The following is a 23,342-nucleotide window of genomic DNA, read 5'->3' on the forward strand; positions in this document are numbered from 1 at the left end:
TCAGTCGTCGCGGTCTTCGTGGTAGCGGCGATAGTGTTCGCGCGCCCACTCCCGGCGGCGCCATTCCCGGCGTTCGGCGCGACGTTCATCCCAGCGGGATTCGCGCTCGTAGTACCCGGGGGCCGGCGCGTAGTAAGACGGCGGCTGGTAGCGCACGGGCGGCGCGGGCTGGTAGTAGATGGGTGCCGGCCGCGAATACACAGGCGCCGGCTCGTAGTACACCGGGGCGGGTTGGCTCACCACGACACCGGGCACGGTCACGCCGATGGACCAGCTCGGGCCGGCATTCGCCGAGACCGCAGCGCACAGTGCGCCGACTGCGATCGCACTTGCGGCAGCCAGCTTGAGAAAGGTTCGATGAGCAATCACGTCGTCTCCTGAAGGACGGGAACAATCCCGATGGGAAGACAACGCCCTGCCCTTTGTAGCCGCGCACATCTCGCGTGTGAAGAGAGTGCCTAAATGTCACACGACGCCCGGGTCGTCAGCCTCGCCTCAGGCGGGGTTCACCCCAATCCGGAGCGCTTGCAGTCGAAAACCGCGCTTTGCTCGACTGCGCGCAGTGCAGGCACCTTGTTCACGAAGCTGACTCCCGCACTGATCAGATGCCACTCGCCCGCCTTGAACAGCTTGAAGAGGCTCATGACTTCCACGCCCGGGCCGGGAATCGAATTGAAGACGTAGATGGGCTCGCCGGATTGGGTGTCGTCCATGCTCACCAGCTCGCCCCTCATCTTGCCCATGGTCTCGGCGTCCTTCGTCTTGGAGCGCATCGTGTCCATGAGCACAGTCCGCGAATGCTCGTCGATCGAGATCTTGCGAACCCAGTGAAAGGAGCCGGCCCCTGCGCTGGGGCCTGGAACGCACGTGATCGTTCCCGCAGTTGCAGCGCCTGCAGCCGAAAGAAGCAAAAGCAGGAGGCCCGAAAGCCGCCCGGTCCGAATGAGCATGTCGCGCCCTCCTCAGGTTTGAGCAGGACGGACTTTAGCGCCAGGCCGCCGCAGCGGCCTCATTGGCCTCAGGACTTCTTGGCGTGCGGCTTGGCGTGATGGTGCTTCGCCTGATGCTTGTGCGCCTTGGGCGCGTGCTCGTGCATGGCCATCGGCTTTTCCGCGGGACGCGACTGCAGTTCCCGGGCATGGTTCTCCACTGCGGCAGCGCGGGCCGGGTCCGTGCTCACGCGGACTCCGCTGTCGGACTGCGCGAACGCGCTCGCCGCACCAAGCAGAACGGTCAGGGTAACAAGAAGCTTTTTCATGTGATTCCATCCAGGGTGAGGGAGACGGCCTCCCGCGCCTTCAACGGATGACCTGTGCCGGCTGTTGACGAGGCGATCAAACGCTCCTGGTCTGCGCCCATTCGTGCTGCGCCTGCAGGACCTCGTCGGCGCTCCGGCCCAGAAGCTGTGCATAGACGCCGGGCGCGGTCGCGCCTTCGGTGTTGATCAGCAGCACCTTCGAGTCGGCGTCGAGTGCGGCCTGTTGGCGCCACTCGGGCGAGAGCGCAATCATCTGCAGCGCCGCCGCGCCGGCAGCCCCCGATTCGCCGCTGACGATGGGCCGGTCGAGCCTGGAACCTTGCGCAAGCCATCGCATGGCTTCCACGGCGTGGTTGTCTTCGATGACTGCAAAGCAATCCGCCGAAGGCTCCAGAAAGCGCCAGGCCAGCGTGGATGTTTCCCCGCAGGCAAGGCCCGCCATCACCGAGTCGACACTGCCGGTTGCCACGGACGGACGGCCCTGGAGCGCGCTCTGCATCAGGCAGTCGGCCTGGCGCGGTTCTGCGACGATGAAGGCCGGCCGTTGTGCGCCGAACTTCTCCCAGAAGTAGCTCACGACTCCGGCGGCCAAGCCACCGACGCCACCCTGCAGAACCACATGCGTGAAGGGACACGCTTGCGACATCGAATCCACCTGCTCCAGCAGCTCGTCGATCATGGTTCCGTAGCCCTGCATCACGTCGCGGGGAACGTCTTCATAGCCCGGATAAGCGGTGTCCGAGATGACCTGCCAGCCATGCTGCTCGGCCAGGTGCGCCGCGTGCGCGACGGAGGCGTCGTAGTTCCCTTCGATGCGAATGACCTCGGCGCCGAACATCGCGATCGCGTGCTCGCGCTCCGGGCTGACATGCTTGTGCAGGACGATCACGCAGCGCACGCCCGCACTGCGAGCGGCGGCGGCGAGCGCGCGGCCGTGGTTGCCGTCGGTGGCGCTGATGACGACCAGGTCCGCCAGATGGCTGCGGTGCGCACCGGCCAGCACCTCTTCAGGCGCCCATGAAGGATGGCTGCGAACAATCAAGCGAACGAGCGCTGCAGGCGCGCCGAGCGCCTTGAAGCTGCCCAGCGACGAACGCACGGATTCGTCTTTGACATGGACCTCGGCAACGTCCAGCCTGCGAGCCAGATCCGGCAGGCGCCACAGCGGTGTGGGCCGCGGCGAGAGCAGGTCCCAGCGCGAAAGCCAGGACCGGGTGTGACGAGCTTCGGCAATGCTCATGATGCTTTGCAGCGCGTTGGGATACGCGCCTCGAAGGGCTCTTGGGTTGTTGACCAGCATGGCGAAATTCCTGGGGTGATGCGCATAATCGTAGGCGTGCGGCTCGCGAATTTCTTCTCGTTGGCGCATGCGCATATGCAATCCCTCCTCGCTTTTTCCTCCTGTTTCGACGCATGACCACACGACTGGATGCCTACGATCTGAAGCTGCTCGAACTGGTCCAGCAGGACGCGCGCATTCCGCAAGGCGAGTTGGGCCAGCAGGTCAATCTGTCGACCGCTGCGGTGAACCGCAGACTGAAGCGCATGGCGGACGAAGGCGTCATCGAGCGCCATGCCGCGATCATCAATCCCGATGCGGTGGGCTGCGAGTTGACGGTGATCGTCGAAGTGAAGGTCGAGAGCGAACGCGTCGACCTGCTGGATGCGATGAAGCGCACGTTCCAGGCCTGCCCGCAGATTCAGCAGTGCTACTACGTGGCGGGCGACTGCGATTTCGTGCTGATCTTTGCGGTCAGGAGCATGACCCAATACACCCGGCTGACGCGCGAACTCTTCTTCGAGAACAACAACGTCAAGCGCTTCAACACGCTGGTGGCGATGAGCCGGGTCAAGGTCGGGCTGAACGTGCCCTTGTCGGAAGAGGCCGAGGCGGCCTGAAGCACGGCGCGGGCGCTTCAGGCCACCGGTGAGTGGCGATCTTCGTTCAGGCCTTGCGCACGCAATCCGCGTTGCGCGGATCTTTCAGCGAACGCCGCGCGTAGTAGTCGAACGCAACCGTGTTGCGGCGAGGCCGCAGGATCCAGTCGTGCGCTTCCCTGGCCAGCTCCGGATCGATGGGCTGGATCTTGCCCGCGGCCGATGCCAGCAGTTGCATGCGCGCCGCGCGCTCGAAAGCAATCGACAGAACGCAGGCCTCTTCCACCGTGCTGCCCGCCACGAGCATCCCGTGGTGCGACAGCAGCAGCGCACGCTTGCTGCCGAGCGCGGAAGCGATGAACTCGCCCTCCTCGTTGCCCACGGGAATGCCCGGCCACTTGCCGACGAAAGCCACGTCGTCATAGAGTACGCAGTTGTCCATGTGGGAGATGACCAGCGGCTCTTCGAGCATGCCCAGCGCGGACGCGTGCGCGGCATGCGTGTGGATGATGCAACTGACATCGGGGCGCGCACGGTAGACCCACGAGTGGAAGCGGTTGGCCGGGTTGGGCATGCCACCGCCTTCGAGCACGTTCAGGTCTTCGTCGACCCGCAGCAGGTTGTCTTCGGTGATCTCGTCGAAGCCCAGCCCCAGCCGCTGCGTGAGGAACTCTCCCGGCATGCCCGTGCGGGCCGTGATCTGTCCGGCCAGGCCGGAGTCGTGTCCGTTGTCGAAAAGAATGCGGCAGGTCAGGGCCAGCTTCTGGCGCAGCGTGTAGGTGCTGTCGGCGAGGTGCGCATCCATCTGTGCGTACGACTGCTGGATCAGCTCGCCCTTGTCGAGTTGGAAAGAGTCTTGCGATGCCATGGCGTTGTCCTTATGCAGATTCGCTGGTGGAAAAGTTCTTCTCGGGCGCACCGGGAAAGAGCGGCTGGTAACCCGGCAGTTGCTCGATTCTGGCGAGCCACGCAGTGATGGCTGGAAAGGCCTGGAGTTCGATGCCGCCCATCGGTGCAAGGCGCGTGTAGGGATAGAGCGCCACGTCGGCAATGCTCGGCGCATCCGTCGTGGCGACCCAGCCCGTGGTGCCCTGCCGCGACAACTGCGCCTCCAGGATCTGCAGCGACTGCCTGGCCTCGTGCGCGAAACGAGCGAACTCTTCGCTGGCCGGATCGCGGTCGCGGTGCAGTGCGAGGTGCAGGCGCAGTTGCGCGAGTGGCTTCATGTGCCGTTCCTGCTCGAAGGACAGCCATGCCAGTACCTGCGCTTGTCGGGCGGCGTCGCCCGGCCACCAGGAGCTGCCCTGCGCCAGGAAATAAAGAATCGCCATCGATTCGCCCAGGTGCGTGCCGTTGTCCAGCGCGAGCACCGGGACCTGGCCCATCGGCGCGATCGCGAGAAAGCCCGGGCTTCGCAGGTCGCCGCGATCGATGGAAAGCGTTTCGCGCTCCAGCGAGATGCCGAGAAAGCCGGCGAGCAGCCTCACCTTCCAAGCGTTGCCCGAGCGCTGGGTGTCATGGAGCTTCATGTCGCGCACCCCGCCTCAATCCAGCTTCGTGCCCGCAGCCTTGATGACCTTGCTCCACTTCGCGGTTTCGCTTTTGACGTGGGCAAGGTACGCCGGTACGCCGGTGGTCATCGGCTCGATGCCGAGTTCGGCCAGCCGTGCGACCACTGCGGGGCGCTTCAGCGCACGGGCGAGCGCCTGGTTGAGGATCTCGACCTGCGCCTGTGACGTGCCGGCCGGCGCGACGATCGCGTTCCACGAGCCGATCTGGAAGTCGGGCAGCCCTTGTTCGGTGCTGGTCGGCAGATCAGGCACCGCGGCATTGCGATGGTTCGCGGCGATGGCCAGCATCTTGAGACGCCCGGTCTTCGCCTGCGGCTGGATGACGGGAATGGCGTCGATGACGATCTGCACCTGGCCGCCCATGACTGCGTTCACCGCCTCGGCGCCACTCTTGAAGGGGACGTGCACGATGTCCGTCTGGGTGGCCAGCTTGAACAGCTCGATGCCCAGGTGGGGCGAGCTGCCATTGCCTGCGGAGCCGAAGTTCAACTTGCCCGGATGCGCCTTGGCGTAGGCGACCAAACCCTTCAGGTCGCTCACGCCGTCGATGCCGTTGACGGCCAGCACGTACGGCGAGTTGCTCACGAGCGAGACAGGCGTGAAGGACGCCGGGTCGTAGTTGAGCTTGTTGTAGAGCATCTTGTTGACCACCTGCGTGCCCACCGTTCCCAGCAGCAAGGTGTAGCCGTCGGGCTGGGCCTGCGCGACAGCCTGTGCGGCAATGGCGCCGCCGGCTCCCGCCTTGTTGTCGATGATGACCGACTGCTTCAGTTCTTCGCCCAGATGCTGGCCGATGAGCCGTCCGGCCACATCGGTGATGCCACCCGCGCCGAATGGAATCACGAGACGAATCGGCTTGCTGGGATAGGCCGGCTGCGCATGGGCCACGGAAGCGGACACCAGCAACGCGAACGCCCCGGCGAACGAGCTGACAAACAAAGCCCGAAGGCGTGTGCGTACCGACATACCATACTCCTCAGATAGCGGGCCAGCCCCGCAACGATTGTTCAAATCAGGAAACCAAGATGATTTTAGGACACAAGTGTCCTAAAAGAAAAGCGTATGTCCATCAAACTGAAGTTGCTTCGCGTCCAGGCCGGATTGACGCTCGAAGAGCTGGCCCAGGCAACGGACCTGACCCGCAGCTATGTATCGAAACTGGAAAGAGGCATCTCGACGCCGTCCGTCGGCGCAGCGCTGAAGCTGGCCAAGGCGCTGCATGTGCAGGTCGAGGAAGTGTTCGCGGAGTCGTCCGACAGCGACCCCGTGCTCATCAGCCGCGCGGAGACCAAGTCGACCGACGCGCGCGCCAAAACGCCGCGCGTTGTTTCAGGCGCCTCGCCCGATCGACGGATGATCGCGTTCGTGCTGACGCCCACCGAGCAGCCCGTGCGCAACCATCCCATGAGCCATCACAAGGGCGAAGAGCTGCTGTACGTGCTCAAGGGCCGCGTCAGCCTTCAGCTTGCCGGCCGCGTGGAGCTGCTCAATGCCGGCGACAGCGCGCACTTCAACTCGAGCATTCCCCACAAGATCACGTCAGTGGGCAAGCAGCAGGCCTCCGTGCTGCTCGTCGTGGCGCAAGAGGAATAGGCGAAGCTACGAGCCGGAGCGGTACGCGTCCGGCACATAGCGCTCCATGAGCGTTTGCGGTTTGGCCGGCGGCGTAAAGCCGAACTTCTCGTACAGCCCATGCGCGGTGCTCGTGGCCAGCATGAACCGCCTGAGGCCCTGGAGCTGCGGGTGCGACATGACTGCAGCCATGAGCGCGGCGCTGTAGCCCTTGCCCCGGTGCTGCGGCAGCACGAAGACATCGACGAGGTAGGCAAACGTGGCGCGGTCGGAAATCACGCGCGCATAGGCGACCTGGGCCTCGCCGACAAAGCCCCCGAAGTTCAGGGAGTTCTCGACGGATCTGCGCACCGTCTCGAAGGGAATCTGTCGGGCCCAGGGCGTCTCTTCAGACAGAAAGCGGTGAATGAGCACCACGTCCTGGTCGTGGATGTCGGTGGAGATGCGCAAGGGTTCCATCAGGGCACTCAGGTCGTTGGCGAAGTCGACATCGTAGGGCCGACAGCCTCTCACTCGGAGCTGTCGAGCAGCAGTTCGGTGAAGCGCTGCTGCACGTACAGGGCCGTTGCCCCCAGCGAGCGCCCCTGCAGCCAGAGCATGCGCACGGACAGACGGGGCAGCGCCAGCGAGGGGCAAGGCACTTCCTGCAAGGCCTTGCGAAAGCCCTCGTAGCGCGCGATGTTGACGGGCAGCACGGCCCAGCCGAGGTTGTCGGCCACCATCTCGGCCGTGCTGTAGAAGCTGTCGGATCGCCAGACCCTGGGGCTGTAGGCCACCTCGTGCACATCGTCGGCGTGCATCAGCAGTTGCCGATGGCGCACGAGGTCCTTGCGACGGACCGTGCGGCCATCGGCCAGTGGATGGTCGCTTGCCACGAACACGCCCTGCGGCACGCTGCCGATGTGCCGCAGGTCGAACGAGGGCCGCACGGGGCCGCGGTCGAAATGGAACGCGACGCTGGCGCGTTCCTGCTCCACATAGTCGGCCACCTCGGTGGCCGTGCCATTGAGCACGGTGAGTTCGAGGCTGGGGAATTTCGCCGAGATCTCGCGCATGAGCGTGCCGATGGCCGTGTACGGCAAGGCCTCGTCGAAGGCCAGGGACAGCGCGGCCTCGTTCCCCGCGTTCAGCGAGCGGGCGCGCTGGTCCAGTTGTTCGGCCTGGCGCAGCAGCTCGCGCGCTTCGAGCAACAGCACCCGCCCCGCTTCGGACAACTGCGCATTCCTGCGCGAGCGGTCGAAGAGCGCCACGCCCAGGTCGACCTCCAGCAGCCCGATGGCGGTGCTGACGGCCGATTGCGCCTTGCCCAGATGCCGCGCAGCCGCAGAAAACGAGCCGCAGTCGGCGGTCGTCACGAATTGGCGGAGTTGATCGACTGTCCATTCCATGGGCTCTATCCATCACTTTTATAGATGGACTTCATCTTTATTCATCCATTTTAATGGCGCAACATGCGGTCCATGACGATTTCTCGTACTCACACAGCACCGTTCAAGCTGAGCTGGTGCACCGATCCCTCCCAGGTCGAGGCCATCGCCGCCTTGTTCATGCGGCAGCTCAGCGCCCACTACATCTCGCACTCCGAACTGCAGGAACAGCGCGCCGTTGCCATCGGCGAATGGCGCCCTGACCTTCCACAAGTCTTGCTGGCCCAGGTGCGTCACGCCCTGGCTCAACCACTGGCGACGTCGACCACGCTGGTCGCGACCGCGCGCAGCGGCGATTCGCTGGCCGGCATCGCGCTGGTGTCGATCGACGAGGCCAAGGTCGCGTCCCGCGCCTTCGCCACCCTCGACGACCTGGTCGTCGATCCGCAATTCCAGGGCACGGGCCTGGGCACGCAGATGTTCGACTGGCTCTGCACCGAACTGCGGCAGCGCGGCATCGAGCGGCTCTTTCTCGAAAGCGGCATCGGCAATGAAGACGCGCATCGCTTCTTCAAGGCACGCGGGTGCACGCCCGTCTCCGTCACGATGCTCAAGGAACTGAAGGCCTGAGCCATGACACACACCGCAAAGAAATGGATCACGCTGGTGATCGTCTCGATGGCGCTGCTGCTGATCGTGGTCGACATGACCGTGCTCTACACGGCGCTGCCCAAGCTCACGCACGACCTGGCCGCATCGGCCTCCGCCAAGCTCTGGATCATCAACGCGTACACCGTCGTCGTCTCCGGCCTGCTGCTGGGCATGGGCGCGCTGGGCGACCGCGTGGGCTACAGACGCATGTTCATCGCGGGGCTGGCCGTCTTCGGCGTGGCCTCGTTGTGTGCGGCCTATGCGCCGACGTCGGGCGCCCTCATTGCGGCGCGCGCATTGCTGGGCGTGGGCGCCTCGATGATGATGCCGGCCACGCTGGCCATCATCCGGCTGACCTTCACCGACGAGCGCGAACGCGCCGTTGCCATCGGCGTGTGGGCATCGGTGGCATCCGGCGGAGCCGCGCTCGGGCCGGTGGTCGGCGGCATCCTGCTGGAGTACTTCTGGTGGGGCTCGGTCTTTCTCATCAACGTGCCGGTGGTGATCCTGGCGTTGGTGCTGGGCTTGTGGCTGCTTCCGCGCCAACGCCCGAGCGGCAACCGGCCGTGGGACTTCATCGGTTCGGTGCAGGTGCTGGCGGCGCTGATGTGCCTGGTATTGACGATCAAGGAATTCGCCAAGGTCGCGCCGTCGGGCACCACGGCCGCGGTGACCGGAGCGCTGGCCGCCATTGCCATGTTCTTTTTCGTGCGACGCCAGCGGCGCAGCGCGGCACCGCTGATCGACTTCCGCCTGTTTCGCAATCCGTATTTCTCGGGCGGCGTGATCGCAGCCGTCGTGGCGTCTGTCGCCTTGATCGGTGTCGAGCTTGTCTTCAGCCAGCGGCTGCAACTGGTGACCGGCCTGACACCGCTGCAAGCGGGCCTGACGATCCTGCCGCTCCCGCTGGCCGCCTTCGTGGCGGGCCCGATCGCGGGGCTGATGCTGGCGCGCGTGGGTTCGCGCCGCATCATCCTGCTGGGTCTGCTCACCACGGCGCTGGCGCTGTGCGGACTGGCACTGTTTGCCGATGCGCATGGCATGCGCAAGCTGGCCGTTCTGGTTCTTCTGGGACTGGGCGTCGGCGTGACCATCACGGCCGCCTCCAACGCGATCATGAACAACGCGCCGCTGGAGCATGCGGGCATGGCCGCGTCGATCGAGGAAGTCTCGTACGAACTGGGCGGCGTGCTGGGCGTTGCCCTGCTGGGCAGCGTGCTTTCGTCGAGCTACACGGCCGCGATGGCCATTCCCGAAGGCCTGGCTGTTCCCGCGTCGGCCAGTGACGGCATCGATGCCGCGCTGCTCGCGGCCGAGACGCTGCCGACGCAGGTTGCGTCGCAACTCATCGCGCTCGCGCACACGGCATTCGACCAGGCTTTCTTTGCCGTGTTGGCCGTGGCCGTGCTGATCGTGGTCGCGGCCGCAGGCTCGGTCGCCGCCCTGGGGTGGTGGGCCAGGCCGCGGCGGGCGCGCGCCGAAGAGTGCGTGTCTTGAGTGCGCTCAAGCGCTCGTCGCGGATGGCGCCAGGCAAGCCGTCCGCGAACGATGAGATATCTGCGTAGTTCTTAAGTAAGCCTCGCGCGCAACCGCTGGTTACAGAGCGGCTGAACAGTCAGTCAACCAACGCACAGGGCGCACGTTGGTTGCAACATGCACGTCTTTCCGTGCGAACCTCGAGGGGCAATCTTGAAAAAATCTCTGATCCTGTTGGCTGTTGGTACCGTCTTCGCTGCATCCGTCTTCGCGCAGAAGCCTGCCGCTCCTGCTGCTGCAGCAGCGACGCCTGCGCCGGCGACTCAAACTGCTCCTGCTGCCGCTCCCGCTGCTGCTCCAGCGGCACCAGCCGCCGCCGCTCCCGCAGCAAAGCCGGCGGCAACTACTGCCGCAGCAGCAGCGCCTGCAGCAGGTGCCACGGCGGGCCAGGTCTGGGTCAACGGCAAGGTCTATCACTGCGCGAACGACAAGTACTTCGGCAAGACCAAGCACGGTTCGTACATGTCCGAAGCCGACGCAAAGGCCAAGGGCGCGCACGTCGCGCACGGCAAGGCCTGCTGATATCCGGCCCATCCATCTGCTCGCAAAGAAGCCCTCATAGTGAGGGCTTCTTTTTTGCTGGAGGCGCCTAGGCCACGCGCCCCAGTGCAAAGCCTGCTTCTTCGCTCGCTTCACGCGGAAGCTCTGCCAGGAAGGTCGCCACGATGATCGCGGCGGCGCGGTCAAATTCGATGACCTCGCGCACGCTCAGATGCAATGGGGCTGTCTTGCCCGTAGGCCCGAGCGGTCGACGCAGTTCCAGCAGAACTTCGGCCGCCAGATCTCGATCGGTGCGCGGCCGACCATCTGATTGCATCACCCATCGATCGAGCTGGTCGTGTGGAAGACGGCGGAAGATGCCGAAGACCGGGACGTATTGATGACGATCTTCGTCCAGCCGGATTGGAATGTTGAAGCGGCACAAGAATGTGCTCGCCTCAGGTAAGACTTCACTCATCGCTCCCATCGCATCACCTGCTCTTTCATTGTGGAAAGAGTGTGCGGCGGCGAGCCGTGTATTGGGAGTAGGCCACCGCCGACATTGCGACCGGCGGCGCGAAACTCATCGTTTTTGGCGACCCAAGCGAGGACTAGTTCACGCTTGCAAACATTGCGCCCAGAGCCTGCATGCAGCCTCGCCAGCAAGCGAAGGCTGTGCTCTGCTGCTATTACTGCAACGGCGTAGCGGTTCGGGTGCGCCGCAACTCACGCCTTCCCAGGCGAGTGAACTCGGTCACCGTGGCCGCTGGTGGCTCGGTCGCTGCAGAGTGAACCGAAGGCAGGATCGCCTTCACATGGCCGTCTTGAACCAGGGCCTGAACGGCGGCGACGCCGCTTGCTCCTGCAACCGTGGCGGGAAGCGATTGACCGGCGAGATATCGAAGTAGTGAGTGGCGCATTTTTCTGGCCTGCATCGCAACAGGTACATCAGGGGATTTGCGACGACTGCCAGCATCGAGGAACCGCAGTCAAGAGCGAGTGCAAGTGCCTCCTCTACCAACGCCAACAGATCGTCGGGGTCAGTATCGTTTGCCAACCTTAGGTTTGGCTAAAGACGCACTCACCTGCGCGCGCACTACATCACGCTTGTCTGCTTGTTTCCGTCGTGCTGTCTCTTGTGCAACACGACGCATGGCATAACCGGGGTGCTGTCGGTCACGACTGCATTCGCTGATCGAACCCGTTTATCTCACCCGCTTCGGCGGATGATTTTTGGCCGCGAATCACGCAACCCGATCTGATTGCGGACGGGCTGTGAACATCAATTTTCATGAGGCTCCCCTCATCAACCGGAGGAGAAAGAAAAATGGCATCGGTCGTTGACCTGCGATACAAAAAGCTCAGCTTGGCGATCAGTAAAGCCAGATCAGAACTGGCAAATTCTCGGACTGCGCAGTCAGCAGAAATTCACCGAGCCAACGTGCGTCAACACCTCGCCGAGGCGCTTGCGCTTGTGGACACATTGCTCAAGGAGCATCGCGCCAAGAAGGGTTGAGCGCTGCGCTCCATCGAGGTGAACGCGTCCATGCACATCGGCATGGACCCTGATGATTCCGCGCGTGCGCTCCTGGTGGAGCGCAGGACGTTCAGTCGTCCGTTTCGGTCTCTGACTCGTCTTCGTCCGCATCCTCTTCAGCGCGGCGAACCGTCACAAAATTCGATGCGTCTTCCACGAATGCCATGAGCTTTTCGTCAGGCGCCATCCCGCGAACTTCGGTCTGAGGACCATCGCCATTCCTGTAGTCGACCTGGACCAGCGCAAAGCAGGCCAAGGGTTCTTCCATCTCGCCTTCTTCACCTCCGTCGTAAACAGCGACCCACCCATCGGCGGGCATGATTTGCAGGATCTTCACTTCTTCCATCGATACACTCCAGGCTCAAAAAAATGCGTTGTGCCTTGCAGCATATCGCATGAAAACGAGCCCTTTGAGTGCTCTCCGCTCGTTGTTGCGCGGTACTCGATCGGCGCAATCGAGCCCTTGATAGCTCTTGACCTCGATCAGCCACGCCTGCGAGGAACACGACTTCGTGCTGCTCACCCCAAAGAGCGGGCAGCCCAGTCGCTCAGGGCTCGGTCGCGTTGGCCTGTAGCTCGCAGATGCTGCCGGTCGCGAGGAGTCGATTCGCCGCATCACCAGGAGTAGCCGACTCCGCCGTTCACCAACACCTTGCTGCCCGAAGACGTGCCAAGGCCGAACCTGACAACCACGCGATCATTGATGCGCGCACTGCCGCCAATCGCCATTGCCGAGTACCCGGCGTAGTTGGCAACGCCCAGTCCGACAGTGAACTGCTTGCCCGATTCAAGCGGTGGCATGCCCGCCATCGCTGCGGCCATGGCGATGCCGCTGTAGGCAATCCTGGCGACGTTGCCGATGTTGCCCTGCACCTCCTGCAACTGCTGGACATTGACCGCGTCGCCGGGCAGCACGCCGGGCGCAACGTTGGAGATGCGCGTGCCGCCCGGCGCCTGGCCATTGCCCAGAACGAGGCTGCTGTAGTTGATCGAACCATCCGCATTCATCGCGTACTGCGCACTGCCCGCCGCCACTGCATTGGACGTGGCGCGCAGCTGCGCGACGTTGGCTGCATCGCTGTCTGCCGTGCCGGCGGCCACACCCGTGATCTGGCGGAACTGACCGTTGGTTGCATCGCCCACGGACATGGCGGCTTGCGTGCTGGTCGTGGCCTTGATGGCCGCTTGCTGCTGTGCATTCGCGCTGGCGGGGATGTAGCCGGCGACGCCCGCTGCCGTGGAGGCGACCGAGTTCGCCCCCAGTGCCACGCCGCCGCTCTGCGTAACCACCGCGCCGAAGCCGATGGCCGTGCCCTGCGAGACGTTCTGCGCCTTGCTCAGCACCGTGCCGCCGGCGTCCGCGTTGTCGCCGAATGCCGCGCCGCCGTTGCCCGCGCGAGAGTCGACGCCGAAAGCCTGCGAGCCTGTGGCCAGCGCGCCGGAACCTATCGCGATGGCATTGGCACCTGTCGCCTGGGCGCCGAAGCCGATCGCGATCGCACCGTCGGCCGTCGCCTTCGCACTGTTGCCGGCGGCAAAGGAACTGGCACCGCTGGCGACCGCCTGCGGGCCGATCGCCATGGCGTCCTTGCCACTGGCCACCGCTTCACTGCCCGTCGAGTTGGACTGAAAGTACTTGGTGCCCGTGCCGTACATCGTGTTGACCGTCGTGCTCAGGCTGCTGATGCTGCCTGTGACGATGCTCAGGCCCGTGGAGGTCGAGGTCGACAGGCTCGCAACGCCGCTGCCAGCGCTGCCCACGCTGGTCGACAGGCTGTTCAGGCTGCTGTTGGTGGTGCTCAGGCCGGTGGACAGGCTCGAGATACCGCTGATGGCCGTGCTCAGGCCGCTCGATGTGGAAGTCGACAGGCTGTTGATGTTGCTGGTCGTTGCGCTCAAGCCGGTCGACAGGCTGCCGATGCCGCTGCTGACGGTGCTCAAGCCGCTCGATGTGGAGGTCGACAAGCTGTCGATGCTGCTCGTTGCTGTGCTCAGACCACTCGACGCCGAAGTCGACAGGCTATTGATGCTGCTCGTGGCAGCGCTCAGGCCGCTCGACGTGGACGTCGAAAGACTGTTCAGGTTGCTGTTCGTCGTGCTCAGGCCGGAAGACAGGTTCGATATCCCGCTGGTGGCAGTGCTCAAGCCGGTGGAAAGGCTGGCGATGCCGCTGTTGGCTGTGCTCAAGCCCGTGGACAAGCTGCCGATGCCACTGGTCGCCGTGCTCAAGCCCGACGACATCGAGGTCGACAGGCTGACAACGTTGGTGTTCGTCGTGCTCAGGCCTGTGGACAGGCTGGAGATGCCGCTGGTGGCTGTGCTCAGGCCGCTCGATGTGGAGGTCGACAAGCTGTCGATGCTGCTCGTCGCCGTGCTCAGACCACTCGAAGCCGAGGTCGACAGGCTGCTGATGCTGCTCGTTGCTGTGCTCAAACCGGACGACGTGGATGTCGAGAGGCTGTCCACGCTGCTGTTGGTCGTACTCAAGCCCGTGGACAAACTGCCGATTCCGCTGGTCGCAGTGCTCAGGCCAGACGACGTTGAAGTCGACAAGCTGACCACGTTGTTGTTCGTTGTGCTCAGCCCAGTGGACAGGCTGGCGATGCCACTGTTGGCGGTGCTCAGGCCCGTCGACAAACTGCCGATGCTGCTCGTTGCTGTGCTCAAGCCGGACGATGTGGATGTCGACAGGCTGTCCACGTTGCTGTTGGTCGTGCTCAGGCCAGTGGACAGGCTGGAGATGCCGCTGGTTGCGGTGCTCAGGCCGCTCGATGTGGAGGTCGACAGGCTGTCTTCGTTGCTGTTCGCCGTACTCAAGCCAGTGGACAGGCTACCAATACCGCTGGTTGCTGTGCTCAGGCCCGACGATGTGGATGTCGACAGGCTGCCTATGTTGCTGTTGGCCGTACTCAAGCCAGTGGACAGGCTGCCGATGCCGCTGGTTGCTGTGCTCAGGCCACTCGACGTCGACGTCGAAAGACTGCTTACGCTGCTATTGGTTGTGCTCAGACCAGTGGACAGACTGGAGATTCCACTGGTTGCAGTGCTCAGGCCGCTCGACGTAGAAGTCGACAAGCTGTCCATGTTGCTGTTGACCGTGCTCAAGCCAGTGGACAGGCTGGAGATACCGCTGGTGGCAGTGCTCAAGCCGCTCGACAGGCTGCCGATGCTGCTGCCAGCGGTGCTCAGACCACTCGACGTCGATGTCGAAAGACTGCCGACGCTGCTGTTGGTTGTGCTCAGCCCAGTAGACAGACTGGAGAGTCCACTGGTTGCAGTGCTCAGGCCGCTCGACGTAGAAGTCGACAGGCTGTCCACGTTGCTGTTGGTCGTACTCAAGCCCGTGGACAGGCTTCCGATGCCGCTGGTCGCAGTGCTCAGCCCCGTCGAGGTGGATGAGCTGACCGATTGCACTTGCCCGAACGATGCAGCATCCGTCGGGTCAACCCCATTTGCCAAATTGATGATTCGCTGATTATTCAGCGAGGTTATTCCGTTGAGCGAGATTCCAGATGGCCCGTAGAGCGTAATTGTTCCCGGATTGCTATTTGCGGTGCCGCCAACCCACATATATGCTGAAGTTCCGGTAATGCCTCCTCCGCCGGCGGCGTCTGCCTCCGACAAGATCAATCCCGTTCTAGTGCCATTGCAGCTATTTTCCCCTTGGCTCGCCGAGTTATAAAACTGCCATGAACCACCGCCTCCTACACTCCCGAACATGGTCCAGTTGTTATTGGTACTGCCGTTGTAGCACAGGGAAATTCTGGCGCCCCAGGAAGTGCTTGGCCCCAATGTCATGAACAATAAAATTACTGCGGGGCTGATGGTCTTTTCAAAGACCAGTCTTTCATTTTCTTTTCGTGAAGCTCTCCGGAAAGCTTGCTGCCGTGAAGTAGATAGGCTTTTACCCCTACTCATCTCGGAAGTGACGACCCATATCAATTTGACGCGACTCCAAATCACCTTGTAAAGCCGATTCATCATCGATCCTCTCGATCAATTAGAGATACGCTGCAACGCCTAGGAATTATTCAAATAAACGCCCACAACCAATCAATCACTTATCGACAAAGCTATTGAAAGAAGGTCGATTTCCAGAAACTCCTGGAGATTCATTTACTGATTTCCGGCTTGGCTCCCGCGCCTCGAACTCGCGCTGCAGATGGTTCGGCGCGATGTGGTTTCCAGCCTTGCTGTGCTACCCCCGTCGGCCTGCAGCACTCGCGACGGGTTTGTCGGTTGGATGCCTTCATCAAACGCGCAGTCCGACTGGCACCGCATTGCTCACCAGCCGCTCTCAGGTCGAGCCATACCCGTGAGCTGCCGCACGTGCGATCGCCGAGAGCGGCGCTCTCGCGGATGCCGCGTGCAAGACGACGCACGTCGGCCTGGCTGCGCTCGCTCGGCGCTCTGCCGCTGCCCGCCTTCGGGCAGTACGGCTCGATCGCGCTCCAAAACTGCGCCTCGTGTTCTGCGTCAAAGCTCATAATTGACAACGTAAACTTACAGTGTTTATCATGCGCCCAAGCCTCCCGAAGAGTCGGAAAAAAGTGTGCTTTCGGTAGGTTGGTGTGACTTCACTTCGTCAAAAGGAGCACAGATGACGGGCTGGACACTGCAAGCGCCTCCAGGGGCCCGACGCCGCCAACTGCTGGCCGCGTGTGCCACGGCCTCCCTGTTGCCCATGACGAGGGCCGCACCGCGCGACAACGAGAACGCCGGCGACATCCTGATCGGACAGAGCGCGCCACTCAGCGGTCTGATGGCCGAGGTGGCGGGCGCCAATCGCCGCGGCGAAGCAGCAGCCATCGAAGACCTCAACGCCCGTGGCGGCATCAACGGCCGCAAGATCAAAGTCCTGCAACTCGATGACGCCTTCGAAGCGCAAGCCGCGCTTGCGAACACCCGGCAGTTGGTGGAGAAGGACAAGGTCGTCGCCCTGTGGGCCTACACCGGCACATCGGCCGTGGCCGCCGTGCTTCCTTACGTCGAAAGCGCCAAGGTGCCGCTGATCGCCGTGTACACCGGCAGCCCGGCCTTGCGGGCGAAGAAAAATCCGTACTTCTTCACCGCCTCGGCCAGCTATGCCGACGAGTTGGTCGCCATCGTGCGAACCATGGTGACGATGCAGGCCAAGCGCATTGCCGTCGTCTACCAGGACAACCCCTTCGGAAATCTGCTGCTGCCGCTCGCAAACAAGATCGCGCAGGAAGAAGGCGCCACCGTGCTCGACGCGCACCCGCTGCAGGTCGACGGCAACAACGCGGACGAAGTGAGCAAGGCCGTCGGGCAAACGCAGCCTTCCACCGTGTTGTTGATCGCCGCCGGCCCGGCCGTGCTGGCCTACGCGAAGGCTCACCGCCGGCTTCGCGGCGCGTGGCTGTGCGTGATGTCGCTGGGCGTCGCCTCGTCGACGGTCAAGGCTCTCGGGGAAGACGCACGCGGTCTTGCCGCAGCGCGCACGACACCATTTCCTGGCCGCCAGACAACGCCGCTGATGCGCGACTTTCACGCGAGCATGGCCAAGCGCGGTCTGCCGGCCGATTACGACCACCTCATCGGCTACATGTACGCACGCGTGCTGATCGAAGCGCTTCGGCTTGCGAGCCCGCGCCTTTCGAGCGAGAGCATCGCCAGGAGCCTTGAGCGGGCAAGCCGGCTCGATCTCGGCGGCTTCGAGCTGAACTTCGGCCCCGCCCAACACCACGGCAGCAACTTCGTGGAGATCACCATGATCGGCAGCGGTGGCCGGATCCTGCGCTGACCATCATGCAAGACGCAGCCTCCAGACCCAGCGGCAGCCAACCCACTGTGCGCGACACGTCGTTCGACTTTGCGGGCAACAAGGGATTGCAGCGCGTGGTGGGAAGCGGAGGCTCGCCGACGGTGCACAGCGACGCGCTTGCCGGACCGCTGCGGCATTCACGGGGTCGTTCCCCGTGGCAACGCCCATTCGGTTTCCGACGGCGAACCGTTGCCGCAACGCCATCGAGGCTACACAAGGGGTCTGCCATGGACAACGCACCGCAGGGCGTTTTTTCAGCCCACATCAGACTCCCCGTACTGGTCGGACCAGGCAACGCAGTCCACATTTCAGCGATCGTCGCCTTCCGCCAGATCGATCCCGCCGCGATCGACGCGTGGCTGATGCCCGGCGGAAGGCCGCGCAGCGATCGCGAGCTGGCTGCCGACGTTCTTCTGGAGATTCGGGAAGTCGGCCGGAACATCTTTGTGCCGCCGCGCAACCTCGATCCGGCGCGAATCGTGCAGGTCGATCAGGCGGCGTCCCTGATCGTGTCGAGCTTTCTTTCGCTGTTGCCTCGGCCTGAGCCAGGCCCTGAACCGATCATCACCATCCAGTCATTGCGACGCTGCGTTTTCGCCAGCGCGACAGTAAGGCTGAACAACTTGCCCATCTGGCCGCCCGGCTTGAACCGCGCATGACGGCCCGGCAATCCGACCCGCCGGCCGCGACGCTCGCTGGCAAGGGCATTCGGAAACGCAAGCCCCTTGAAAGCCCTTTGGTCATGCGCTGAAACCGCCCCCCTCTTGCCATGCGAATGAAGAGAGTGAGAGAAGACCCGGGGCGCGATGAAGAGCACGGCGAATGGCTTGACTTCCGCCTGCGTGAAGGCCGGGTCCGCATCGCGGCAAGGATCAGCCGCAAGGCCATGGAAGATCATTTCGGTGCGAAGGACGATGGGCCCTCCTTGCTCAGCATCTACGTGATCAACGCGGAAGTCATTCATCAGAAGGTTCGCGCCAAGATGAAGGCCGGCGGCTCCTGCTCGCTCGAAACTCCCATGGAGTTGCGCTCGCTGGATTTTCTTCTCCCCTCCGGCGCGTCTCTTTCCATCCCCCGCGCCCCAGGTCAAATGACCGACGACGAAACTCAGAATTTTCTGGCGCAGGTCGCCCGGCCCAGCCGGCAAGGCGCATCCGGTTCGGGCAACTACGTGCATTGGAAAGGCGACATCAAGCGCGTAGGGCTGACCGGCATTTTTTCGGCCGACCAACTGGAGGCCATGGCGGCCTGGATGCGCCGAGCATTGAAGGTCGAGCCCTGACTCGTCCATGCGGCCGACCAGCTACCCCGCTGTGTCGAGAAAAAAAGGCGGACCGTCGCGTGCTGGCTGTTCGGCGAGGGCCACCGGCTGGTTTGCCAGCAAGCGATCAAGGTAGCGATTGCGCTGCTCGATTTGCGCATGCGACTCCGTGTCAATTTGAACCGCGCCGTTGTGCTCGGCAACGATCGCTTGCACCTGCGTGACGAAGGCGACGAGCAACGCACGCGTGGATTCGGGGACGTCGGCCAGCGGCAGCGGCGATGTGCCTGCGAGCGACGCCAGGAGGTCCCAAAGGGCTTGGAGCACACGGTTGCTGTGCTGTTCAGTCATGCCCTGCCCCGACCCGTCTGCGTACAGCTCGAACCCGAAGTCGATGGACTGCCGGCGAGCGCTCTTGTGCCACGCATGGATGTCTCCTGTGGAATGGTTTTGATGCATCGTGCGCGCCGCCTTCCGCATGGCCAGTCGAGCTGATTTGGCGAATATAAACGCTGTAAATTTACATAGTCAATCCATCGAAAACGAGCATACGAAACGTGATTGATGATGCAGATTCATGGTGTTGATTCACCTGCTCGTCCGCCTAGTGCGAGCGTTGCGCTGCCGGTAGACCACGACGGGTTGTTCAACCGCTGCGGCTCACCAACGACAAGTGCGCCTACTTCTCGCACGCGCCTCACGCTCACGGCGATCAAGCAACTGAAATGCGTTTGACGATGCAGTTCAAAAGGGAGCGCATCACGGTGCCGCCGTTGCGGCGAGGCACCTAACTAACTGCTGCGTGCCGTGCGCTTCGTGGCTTGGCTGCCCCGAACCGCTCCTGCCTTCTGCTTCGTGGCCTTCGCGGTCTTTGCAGCGGTCTTGCCACCGGCAACTCGCGAGCCTGCCTTTGCAGGAGAGGCACGAAGGGGGCTCGTTCCACTGGAAATCAGGCGAAAGGCTTCATGAACCATCTTGTCGAACTGCTCTCGAGTGCTGGGGGGTCGGCCCGTCATCCGAAGCACGATAAAGCCATGCAACTGCGCGAAGAACATGAAGGCCAGTTGTTCAGGGTCGCCTTCCTGGTAACCGTCCTCGACCAATTTCTGAACATACCCATACCCCACCTTCCGCGCACGCTCATTGGCCCGCACGAATTCGGGGTACTCGTTTTCATCCGATTGGTAGAGGTCGAAGATCAACCGATAAGACTCGGGCTCCTCGAACGCGAAGTCCACGAAGGCCTTCAGGTGAGCTTTCGTCCAGTCCAGGCCGTCATCCTTGCGCGTGGCTTCGAGCCTGTCGCAGAAACGGTCGAGGATGGCTACGCGCACTGTCGCGAGAATCTCGTTCTTGTTCTTGAAGTATCTGTATGGCGTTGTCGCGCTGCAACCCATTCCTGCGGCCAATGAGCGCATCGTCACCGCCGCCACCCCACTGCCAAGGAACTGACGCTCGGCTTCCGCGCAGAGGCGGTTGCGGAATTCCTGGATCTCGGCGTCTGAAAGTGGGGTCGGCATGCCAATCCGAAGCGGGAAGATGGAGGCAACCGGAAGAACAAGCTGAGGGTGACCTGGTCAAGCCCCTGTTGCTCAAGACGCGTAACAAGCGTTGCGCAAATCAATCCAGTTGGTTGGATTGATCTTAGCAGGCGACCGTCAGCCATCCCCGCGCACGCACAGAGCGGCGCCCGCTTCCAGTTTTTTGCACCTCGCCCCCGCGCGGCGGACGCTCGATCAATCGCTGCCGGTGCCCATCGGAAAAGGCCAATCGGAGCCATACAGCACATGGCGCTCACCGAAGATCGTCTTTGCCAGTTCCAGCGCTTGCGGCTGGTGGGCAATGGTGTCGGCATGGAAGCGCCGGGCCGCTTGCAGCGGGCGCTCCACATCGACATCGACGCCGGGTCGTCGGGTTGCAAAACCGCGCTCCATCCGCCCCACCAGCGAAGTGAAGATGCCGCCCGCATGCGCCAGGCAGAAGCGGATGGACGGATACCGGGCCGGCACGCCCGCCATCACCAGGTGCGATGCGGCAACGCCGGTCTCGATGGGGTTGCCGACGAGGTTCTCGAGATAGAACGCCGCCAGCCGCGGGTCAGCACATGTGCCCGGGTGCAGGAAGACAAAGCTCGCGCGCTCGTCGAGCCATTGCCAGAGCCCGGCGTACTCTTTGCGCGAGTAGACGATGTCGGAGTGACCGCCCGCCGCCAGTGCAACGCCTTCGTAATTGCCGGCCTCGCAGTCCGCCCGCAATGCATCGAAGAGTTCCGGATGCTCCAGGGGAATGTAGAAAAGCGCGCCCAGCCGACCTTGGCTGGCATTCGCAATCGCCAGCAACTCCGAGTTTGCATAGCGCACCCAGGCGAGCGCATCGCTCGCCGAAAGGCCTTGCCGATAGAGCGGTGGCGGAATGGATACCAGCGCGCGTGCGATCCCCCGCGCATCCATGTGCGCAATGAGGCGCTCGCTGTGAAAGAGATCCTTCATCGCAACGCGGTGCCCGTCGAGAAGCAGCGCCTCTTCGGCTTGCCTCCACTCGACGCCGGCAAGCGTCGCCAGCCTTGGCGCGTTGATCGGCGCCAGGTGGGCATGCACGTCCAGGTCGATCTTGGTCATCATCGCGGCTCGAGGTTGGCGTTCATTTCCTTGCCCCAGAACTCGGGCGCCCAGTCCGGCCAGATGTACGGCAGACCCTTCCACTCGCGCGATTGCCATGCTTCGCTGATCTTGTCCATGTCGCTGTAGTACTCGACCCAGCTGCCCCACGGGTCCCGCGTGTAGTAGAACAAGTTCGAAGCCAGGGCATGCCGGCCCAGACCGAAGCCTTCGGTGTAACCGGCCTTCCGCATCTGCATCGCACCGAAGCCGATGTCGTCGATGGAGTCGACATGGAAGCTGCTGTGCTGAAACCCACGGTGCGTGCTCGGAATCAGGCCGAAGCAATGATGGTCGCGGATGCCGGTCCCACCGGACAGAAAGGCGACCTTGCCTGGCACCTTGTCGGTGATGCGCAGCCCCAGCGCATTGCAATAGAAGGCCTCGACGCGGTCGTAGTCGTGGGTGAACATCAGCAAGTGGCCGAGCTTGCGGGGACGGATCTCCGTATGCAGCTCCTGCCACAAATGGCGATCGACGCGCGGCTGGATGACGACCGGCGCCAATGCCAGCACGGGCGGCTCGGAGCGCACAGGCACCAGGTTGACCCATGTGCCCCATGGGTCCTCGAACCACAGGCCCTCGCGAACCCCGCCGAAGGGCGGCGTGGCAGGCGTCACGCCGAACTTTCGCAGTTGCTCGTCGAAGCGGGCCAGGTCCTGGTCCCGGACAGCGAACGACAGGTGATGCAACCGCTTCTGCGCACCTTTGACAACGACCAGCTCGGCCGGCCCAGCCTGCGCCGTGCGCAGTTGCAGCGCGCCACCCGCCGGGTCGCAGGCAAGGCCGAAGGCCGTGTAGAACTTCTCTGCAACGGACAGGTCGGGCACCTCCAATCCATAGCCGGCAAGGGTTTGAACTCTCAGGGTTTCCATCGGATTTCTTTCTTCAGCGACGATATTCGCTCAGATCGGACGCGCGAACCGTGTTGCGCAATTCACCCAGTCCGGTCGCACGCGTGACGAGCGTATCGCCTTGCGCAAGAAACACGGGCGGGGTTCGTGCATTGCCGATGCCGCTGGGCGTGCCCGTCAGCAGGATGTCGCCGGGGTGCAGCGTCATGCCGGCCGAAAGCTCCGCGATCAATTCCTCGATCGGGAACGCCATGTCCGAGATGCCCGCCTTCTGCATGAGCTTGCCGTTGAGTTCGAATTCGATCGTGACATTCTTCAGGTCGACATCGTCGCGCAAGCTTATCCAAGGACCCAGCGGCATGGTGCCGTCGATGCTCTTGCCCTTGAACCATTGGCCGCCATGCCGGCGCTGCAGATCGCGCTGCGAGACGTCGTTGGCCAGGCAATAGCCGAACACGTGCGCCATGGCACGCTCCTTCGGAATGCTGCGACCGGCCTTGCCGATGACCACGACCACCTCGGCTTCGTAGTCCCATTTGGCCGAGAGCTTGGCATCGAAGGCGATGTCGTCGTTCGGCCCGATGGTCACGTCGGGTGCCTTGGTGAAGAAGGTCGGCGCATCGGGCTTGGGCACGTCCTGGCCTTCGCGCTTGCCTTCGCTTTCATAAAAGTGGTCCCAGTAATTCCAGCCGGTGCACAGCACATCGCGCCGAAAGCGCCGGATGGGCGCCAGCACGGTCACATCCGCCAGGCGGAACGTCTGCGCTTGCGGGTCGCGGGAAGCCGCCTCGACCGCGCTCATGGCTGCACTTCCACCGGCAATGATGCTCACCAGATCGCCAAGATACGGCGGCAGGATGTAGCCGCCATGGTCACTGGTCAGGCAGGCCACGCGCTCCTGGTCACCGGCCTTGATGGTTCCGATCTTCATGGCG

At 63.3% G+C, this 23,342-nt stretch carries 26 protein-coding genes and 3 pseudogenes; 9 read left to right on the forward strand and 20 right to left on the reverse strand.

Annotated features, from left to right (window positions below):
* The 4 genes from ACSFB7_RS03705 to ACSFB7_RS03720 form a co-directional block, all read right to left on the reverse strand.
* On the reverse strand, positions 1–369 hold the full coding sequence (locus tag ACSFB7_RS03705; protein ID WP_435467172.1) for a hypothetical protein: 369 nt from the start codon (positions 367–369) through the stop codon (positions 1–3).
* Positions 370–506: 137 nt separating this feature from the next.
* A complete protein-coding gene (locus ACSFB7_RS03710) occupies positions 507–782 on the reverse strand; it encodes a hypothetical protein (RefSeq protein ID WP_435467174.1) in 276 nt (91 codons plus the stop codon).
* Between the two features lie 236 nt (positions 783–1,018).
* Entirely contained in the window at positions 1,019–1,258 is a 240-nt protein-coding gene (locus tag ACSFB7_RS03715) for a hypothetical protein (protein WP_435467176.1), read from the reverse strand.
* Between the two features lie 76 nt (positions 1,259–1,334).
* Positions 1,335–2,558: a diaminopropionate ammonia-lyase gene (locus ACSFB7_RS03720; RefSeq protein WP_435468068.1), complete on the reverse strand. Its 1,224-nt coding sequence runs from the start codon at positions 2,556–2,558 to the stop codon at positions 1,335–1,337.
* A 113-nt stretch (positions 2,559–2,671) separates the two neighbouring features.
* Here ACSFB7_RS03720 and ACSFB7_RS03725 point away from each other — a divergent pair, with 113 nt between their 5' ends.
* Positions 2,672–3,157, forward strand: coding sequence for an Lrp/AsnC family transcriptional regulator (locus tag ACSFB7_RS03725; RefSeq protein ID WP_435467178.1), 486 nt, complete (start codon positions 2,672–2,674; stop codon positions 3,155–3,157).
* Positions 3,158–3,203: 46 nt separating this feature from the next.
* On the opposite strand, the gene ACSFB7_RS03730 is transcribed toward ACSFB7_RS03725, so the two are convergent.
* Genes ACSFB7_RS03730 through ACSFB7_RS03740 form a run of 3 tightly spaced genes read right to left on the reverse strand, consistent with a single transcriptional unit; the run spans position 3,204 to position 5,673 of the window.
* Positions 3,204–4,004 carry an aldolase gene (locus tag ACSFB7_RS03730; RefSeq protein WP_435467180.1) on the reverse strand — a complete coding sequence of 267 codons (801 nt, stop codon included), beginning with the start codon at positions 4,002–4,004 and terminating at the stop codon, positions 3,204–3,206.
* Between the two features lie 10 nt (positions 4,005–4,014).
* Entirely contained in the window at positions 4,015–4,665 is a 651-nt protein-coding gene (locus tag ACSFB7_RS03735) for a glutathione S-transferase family protein (protein ID WP_435467182.1), read from the reverse strand.
* A gap of 15 nt (positions 4,666–4,680) precedes the next feature.
* A complete protein-coding gene (locus tag ACSFB7_RS03740) occupies positions 4,681–5,673 on the reverse strand; it encodes a Bug family tripartite tricarboxylate transporter substrate binding protein (RefSeq protein WP_435467184.1) in 993 nt (330 codons plus the stop codon).
* 96 nt (positions 5,674–5,769) lie between these two features.
* Between ACSFB7_RS03740 and ACSFB7_RS03745 the strand changes: the two genes are divergently transcribed.
* The gene (locus ACSFB7_RS03745) at positions 5,770–6,300 is read left to right on the forward strand and encodes a helix-turn-helix domain-containing protein (RefSeq protein WP_435467185.1); all 531 of its coding nucleotides are present in this window, start codon (positions 5,770–5,772) and stop codon (positions 6,298–6,300) included.
* 6 nt (positions 6,301–6,306) lie between these two features.
* Here the strand turns inward: ACSFB7_RS03745 and ACSFB7_RS03750 are convergent, their stop codons facing one another.
* Both ACSFB7_RS03750 and ACSFB7_RS03755 read right to left on the reverse strand, forming a co-directional pair.
* The gene (locus ACSFB7_RS03750; RefSeq protein ID WP_435467187.1) at positions 6,307–6,738 is read right to left on the reverse strand and encodes a GNAT family N-acetyltransferase; all 432 of its coding nucleotides are present in this window, start codon (positions 6,736–6,738) and stop codon (positions 6,307–6,309) included.
* 50 nt (positions 6,739–6,788) lie between these two features.
* Positions 6,789–7,667, reverse strand: coding sequence for a LysR family transcriptional regulator (locus ACSFB7_RS03755; RefSeq protein ID WP_435467189.1), 879 nt, complete (start codon positions 7,665–7,667; stop codon positions 6,789–6,791).
* A 72-nt stretch (positions 7,668–7,739) separates the two neighbouring features.
* Here ACSFB7_RS03755 and ACSFB7_RS03760 point away from each other — a divergent pair, with 72 nt between their 5' ends.
* The 3 genes from ACSFB7_RS03760 to ACSFB7_RS03770 all read left to right on the forward strand — a co-directional run bounded on the left by ACSFB7_RS03760 (position 7,740) and on the right by ACSFB7_RS03770 (position 10,355).
* On the forward strand, positions 7,740–8,276 hold the full coding sequence (locus ACSFB7_RS03760; RefSeq protein ID WP_435467191.1) for a GNAT family N-acetyltransferase: 537 nt from the start codon (positions 7,740–7,742) through the stop codon (positions 8,274–8,276).
* 3 nt (positions 8,277–8,279) lie between these two features.
* Complete coding sequence (locus ACSFB7_RS03765; protein WP_435467193.1) at positions 8,280–9,794, forward strand: MFS transporter; 1,515 nt, start codon at positions 8,280–8,282, stop codon at positions 9,792–9,794.
* 192 nt (positions 9,795–9,986) lie between these two features.
* Positions 9,987–10,355 carry a DUF3761 domain-containing protein gene (locus ACSFB7_RS03770; RefSeq protein WP_435467195.1) on the forward strand — a complete coding sequence of 123 codons (369 nt, stop codon included), beginning with the start codon at positions 9,987–9,989 and terminating at the stop codon, positions 10,353–10,355.
* 67 nt (positions 10,356–10,422) lie between these two features.
* Here ACSFB7_RS03770 and ACSFB7_RS03775 read toward each other — a convergent pair whose 3' ends face one another.
* Entirely contained in the window at positions 10,423–10,791 is a 369-nt protein-coding gene (locus tag ACSFB7_RS03775; protein ID WP_435467197.1) for a hypothetical protein, read from the reverse strand.
* 849 nt (positions 10,792–11,640) lie between these two features.
* On the opposite strand from ACSFB7_RS03775, the gene ACSFB7_RS03780 reads away from it, so the two are divergent.
* Positions 11,641–11,829, forward strand: coding sequence for a hypothetical protein (locus ACSFB7_RS03780; protein WP_435467199.1), 189 nt, complete (start codon positions 11,641–11,643; stop codon positions 11,827–11,829).
* A 91-nt stretch (positions 11,830–11,920) separates the two neighbouring features.
* Here ACSFB7_RS03780 and ACSFB7_RS03785 read toward each other — a convergent pair whose 3' ends face one another.
* From ACSFB7_RS03785 to ACSFB7_RS03805, 5 genes and pseudogenes are all read right to left on the reverse strand, one after another.
* Positions 11,921–12,196: a hypothetical protein gene (locus ACSFB7_RS03785; protein ID WP_435467201.1), complete on the reverse strand. Its 276-nt coding sequence runs from the start codon at positions 12,194–12,196 to the stop codon at positions 11,921–11,923.
* A 269-nt stretch (positions 12,197–12,465) separates the two neighbouring features.
* On the reverse strand, positions 12,466–12,858 hold the full coding sequence (locus tag ACSFB7_RS03790) for a YadA-like family protein (protein ID WP_435468070.1): 393 nt from the start codon (positions 12,856–12,858) through the stop codon (positions 12,466–12,468).
* Positions 12,853–15,480: pseudogene (locus tag ACSFB7_RS03795) on the reverse strand (YadA family autotransporter adhesin); the annotation flags it as partial. The pseudogene ACSFB7_RS03795 and the gene ACSFB7_RS03790, both read right to left, overlap by 6 nt.
* Positions 15,481–15,738: 258 nt before the next feature.
* Positions 15,739–15,834: pseudogene (locus tag ACSFB7_RS03800) on the reverse strand (ESPR-type extended signal peptide-containing protein); the annotation flags it as partial.
* Between the two features lie 133 nt (positions 15,835–15,967).
* Positions 15,968–16,265: pseudogene (locus tag ACSFB7_RS03805) on the reverse strand (IS3 family transposase); the annotation flags it as partial.
* Between the two features lie 185 nt (positions 16,266–16,450).
* Here ACSFB7_RS03805 and ACSFB7_RS03810 point away from each other — a divergent pair.
* The 3 genes from ACSFB7_RS03810 to ACSFB7_RS03820 all read left to right on the forward strand — a co-directional run bounded on the left by ACSFB7_RS03810 (position 16,451) and on the right by ACSFB7_RS03820 (position 18,917).
* The gene (locus tag ACSFB7_RS03810) at positions 16,451–17,614 is read left to right on the forward strand and encodes an ABC transporter substrate-binding protein (protein WP_435467203.1); all 1,164 of its coding nucleotides are present in this window, start codon (positions 16,451–16,453) and stop codon (positions 17,612–17,614) included.
* A gap of 248 nt (positions 17,615–17,862) precedes the next feature.
* Complete coding sequence (locus tag ACSFB7_RS03815; protein WP_435467205.1) at positions 17,863–18,294, forward strand: hypothetical protein; 432 nt, start codon at positions 17,863–17,865, stop codon at positions 18,292–18,294.
* A 110-nt stretch (positions 18,295–18,404) separates the two neighbouring features.
* On the forward strand, positions 18,405–18,917 hold the full coding sequence (locus tag ACSFB7_RS03820; RefSeq protein ID WP_435467207.1) for a hypothetical protein: 513 nt from the start codon (positions 18,405–18,407) through the stop codon (positions 18,915–18,917).
* Positions 18,918–18,938: 21 nt separating this feature from the next.
* Here ACSFB7_RS03820 and ACSFB7_RS03825 read toward each other — a convergent pair whose 3' ends face one another.
* The 5 genes from ACSFB7_RS03825 to ACSFB7_RS03845 form a co-directional block, all read right to left on the reverse strand.
* Positions 18,939–19,355 carry a hypothetical protein gene (locus tag ACSFB7_RS03825; RefSeq protein ID WP_435467209.1) on the reverse strand — a complete coding sequence of 139 codons (417 nt, stop codon included), beginning with the start codon at positions 19,353–19,355 and terminating at the stop codon, positions 18,939–18,941.
* Between the two features lie 332 nt (positions 19,356–19,687).
* Entirely contained in the window at positions 19,688–20,416 is a 729-nt protein-coding gene (locus tag ACSFB7_RS03830; RefSeq protein ID WP_435467211.1) for a TetR/AcrR family transcriptional regulator, read from the reverse strand.
* 216 nt (positions 20,417–20,632) lie between these two features.
* The gene (locus ACSFB7_RS03835) at positions 20,633–21,514 is read right to left on the reverse strand and encodes an amidohydrolase family protein (RefSeq protein ID WP_435467213.1); all 882 of its coding nucleotides are present in this window, start codon (positions 21,512–21,514) and stop codon (positions 20,633–20,635) included.
* Entirely contained in the window at positions 21,514–22,428 is a 915-nt protein-coding gene (locus tag ACSFB7_RS03840; RefSeq protein WP_435467215.1) for a VOC family protein, read from the reverse strand. The genes ACSFB7_RS03835 and ACSFB7_RS03840 overlap by 1 nt, the downstream gene beginning before the upstream one ends.
* 13 nt (positions 22,429–22,441) lie before the next feature.
* On the reverse strand, positions 22,442–23,338 hold the full coding sequence (locus tag ACSFB7_RS03845) for a fumarylacetoacetate hydrolase family protein (protein WP_435467217.1): 897 nt from the start codon (positions 23,336–23,338) through the stop codon (positions 22,442–22,444).
* Positions 23,339–23,342 lie beyond the last annotated feature (4 nt).

Origin of the sequence: Variovorax raffinosi (assembly GCF_051216615.1) — a bacterium.
Classification (GTDB): domain Bacteria; phylum Pseudomonadota; class Gammaproteobacteria; order Burkholderiales; family Burkholderiaceae_C; genus Variovorax.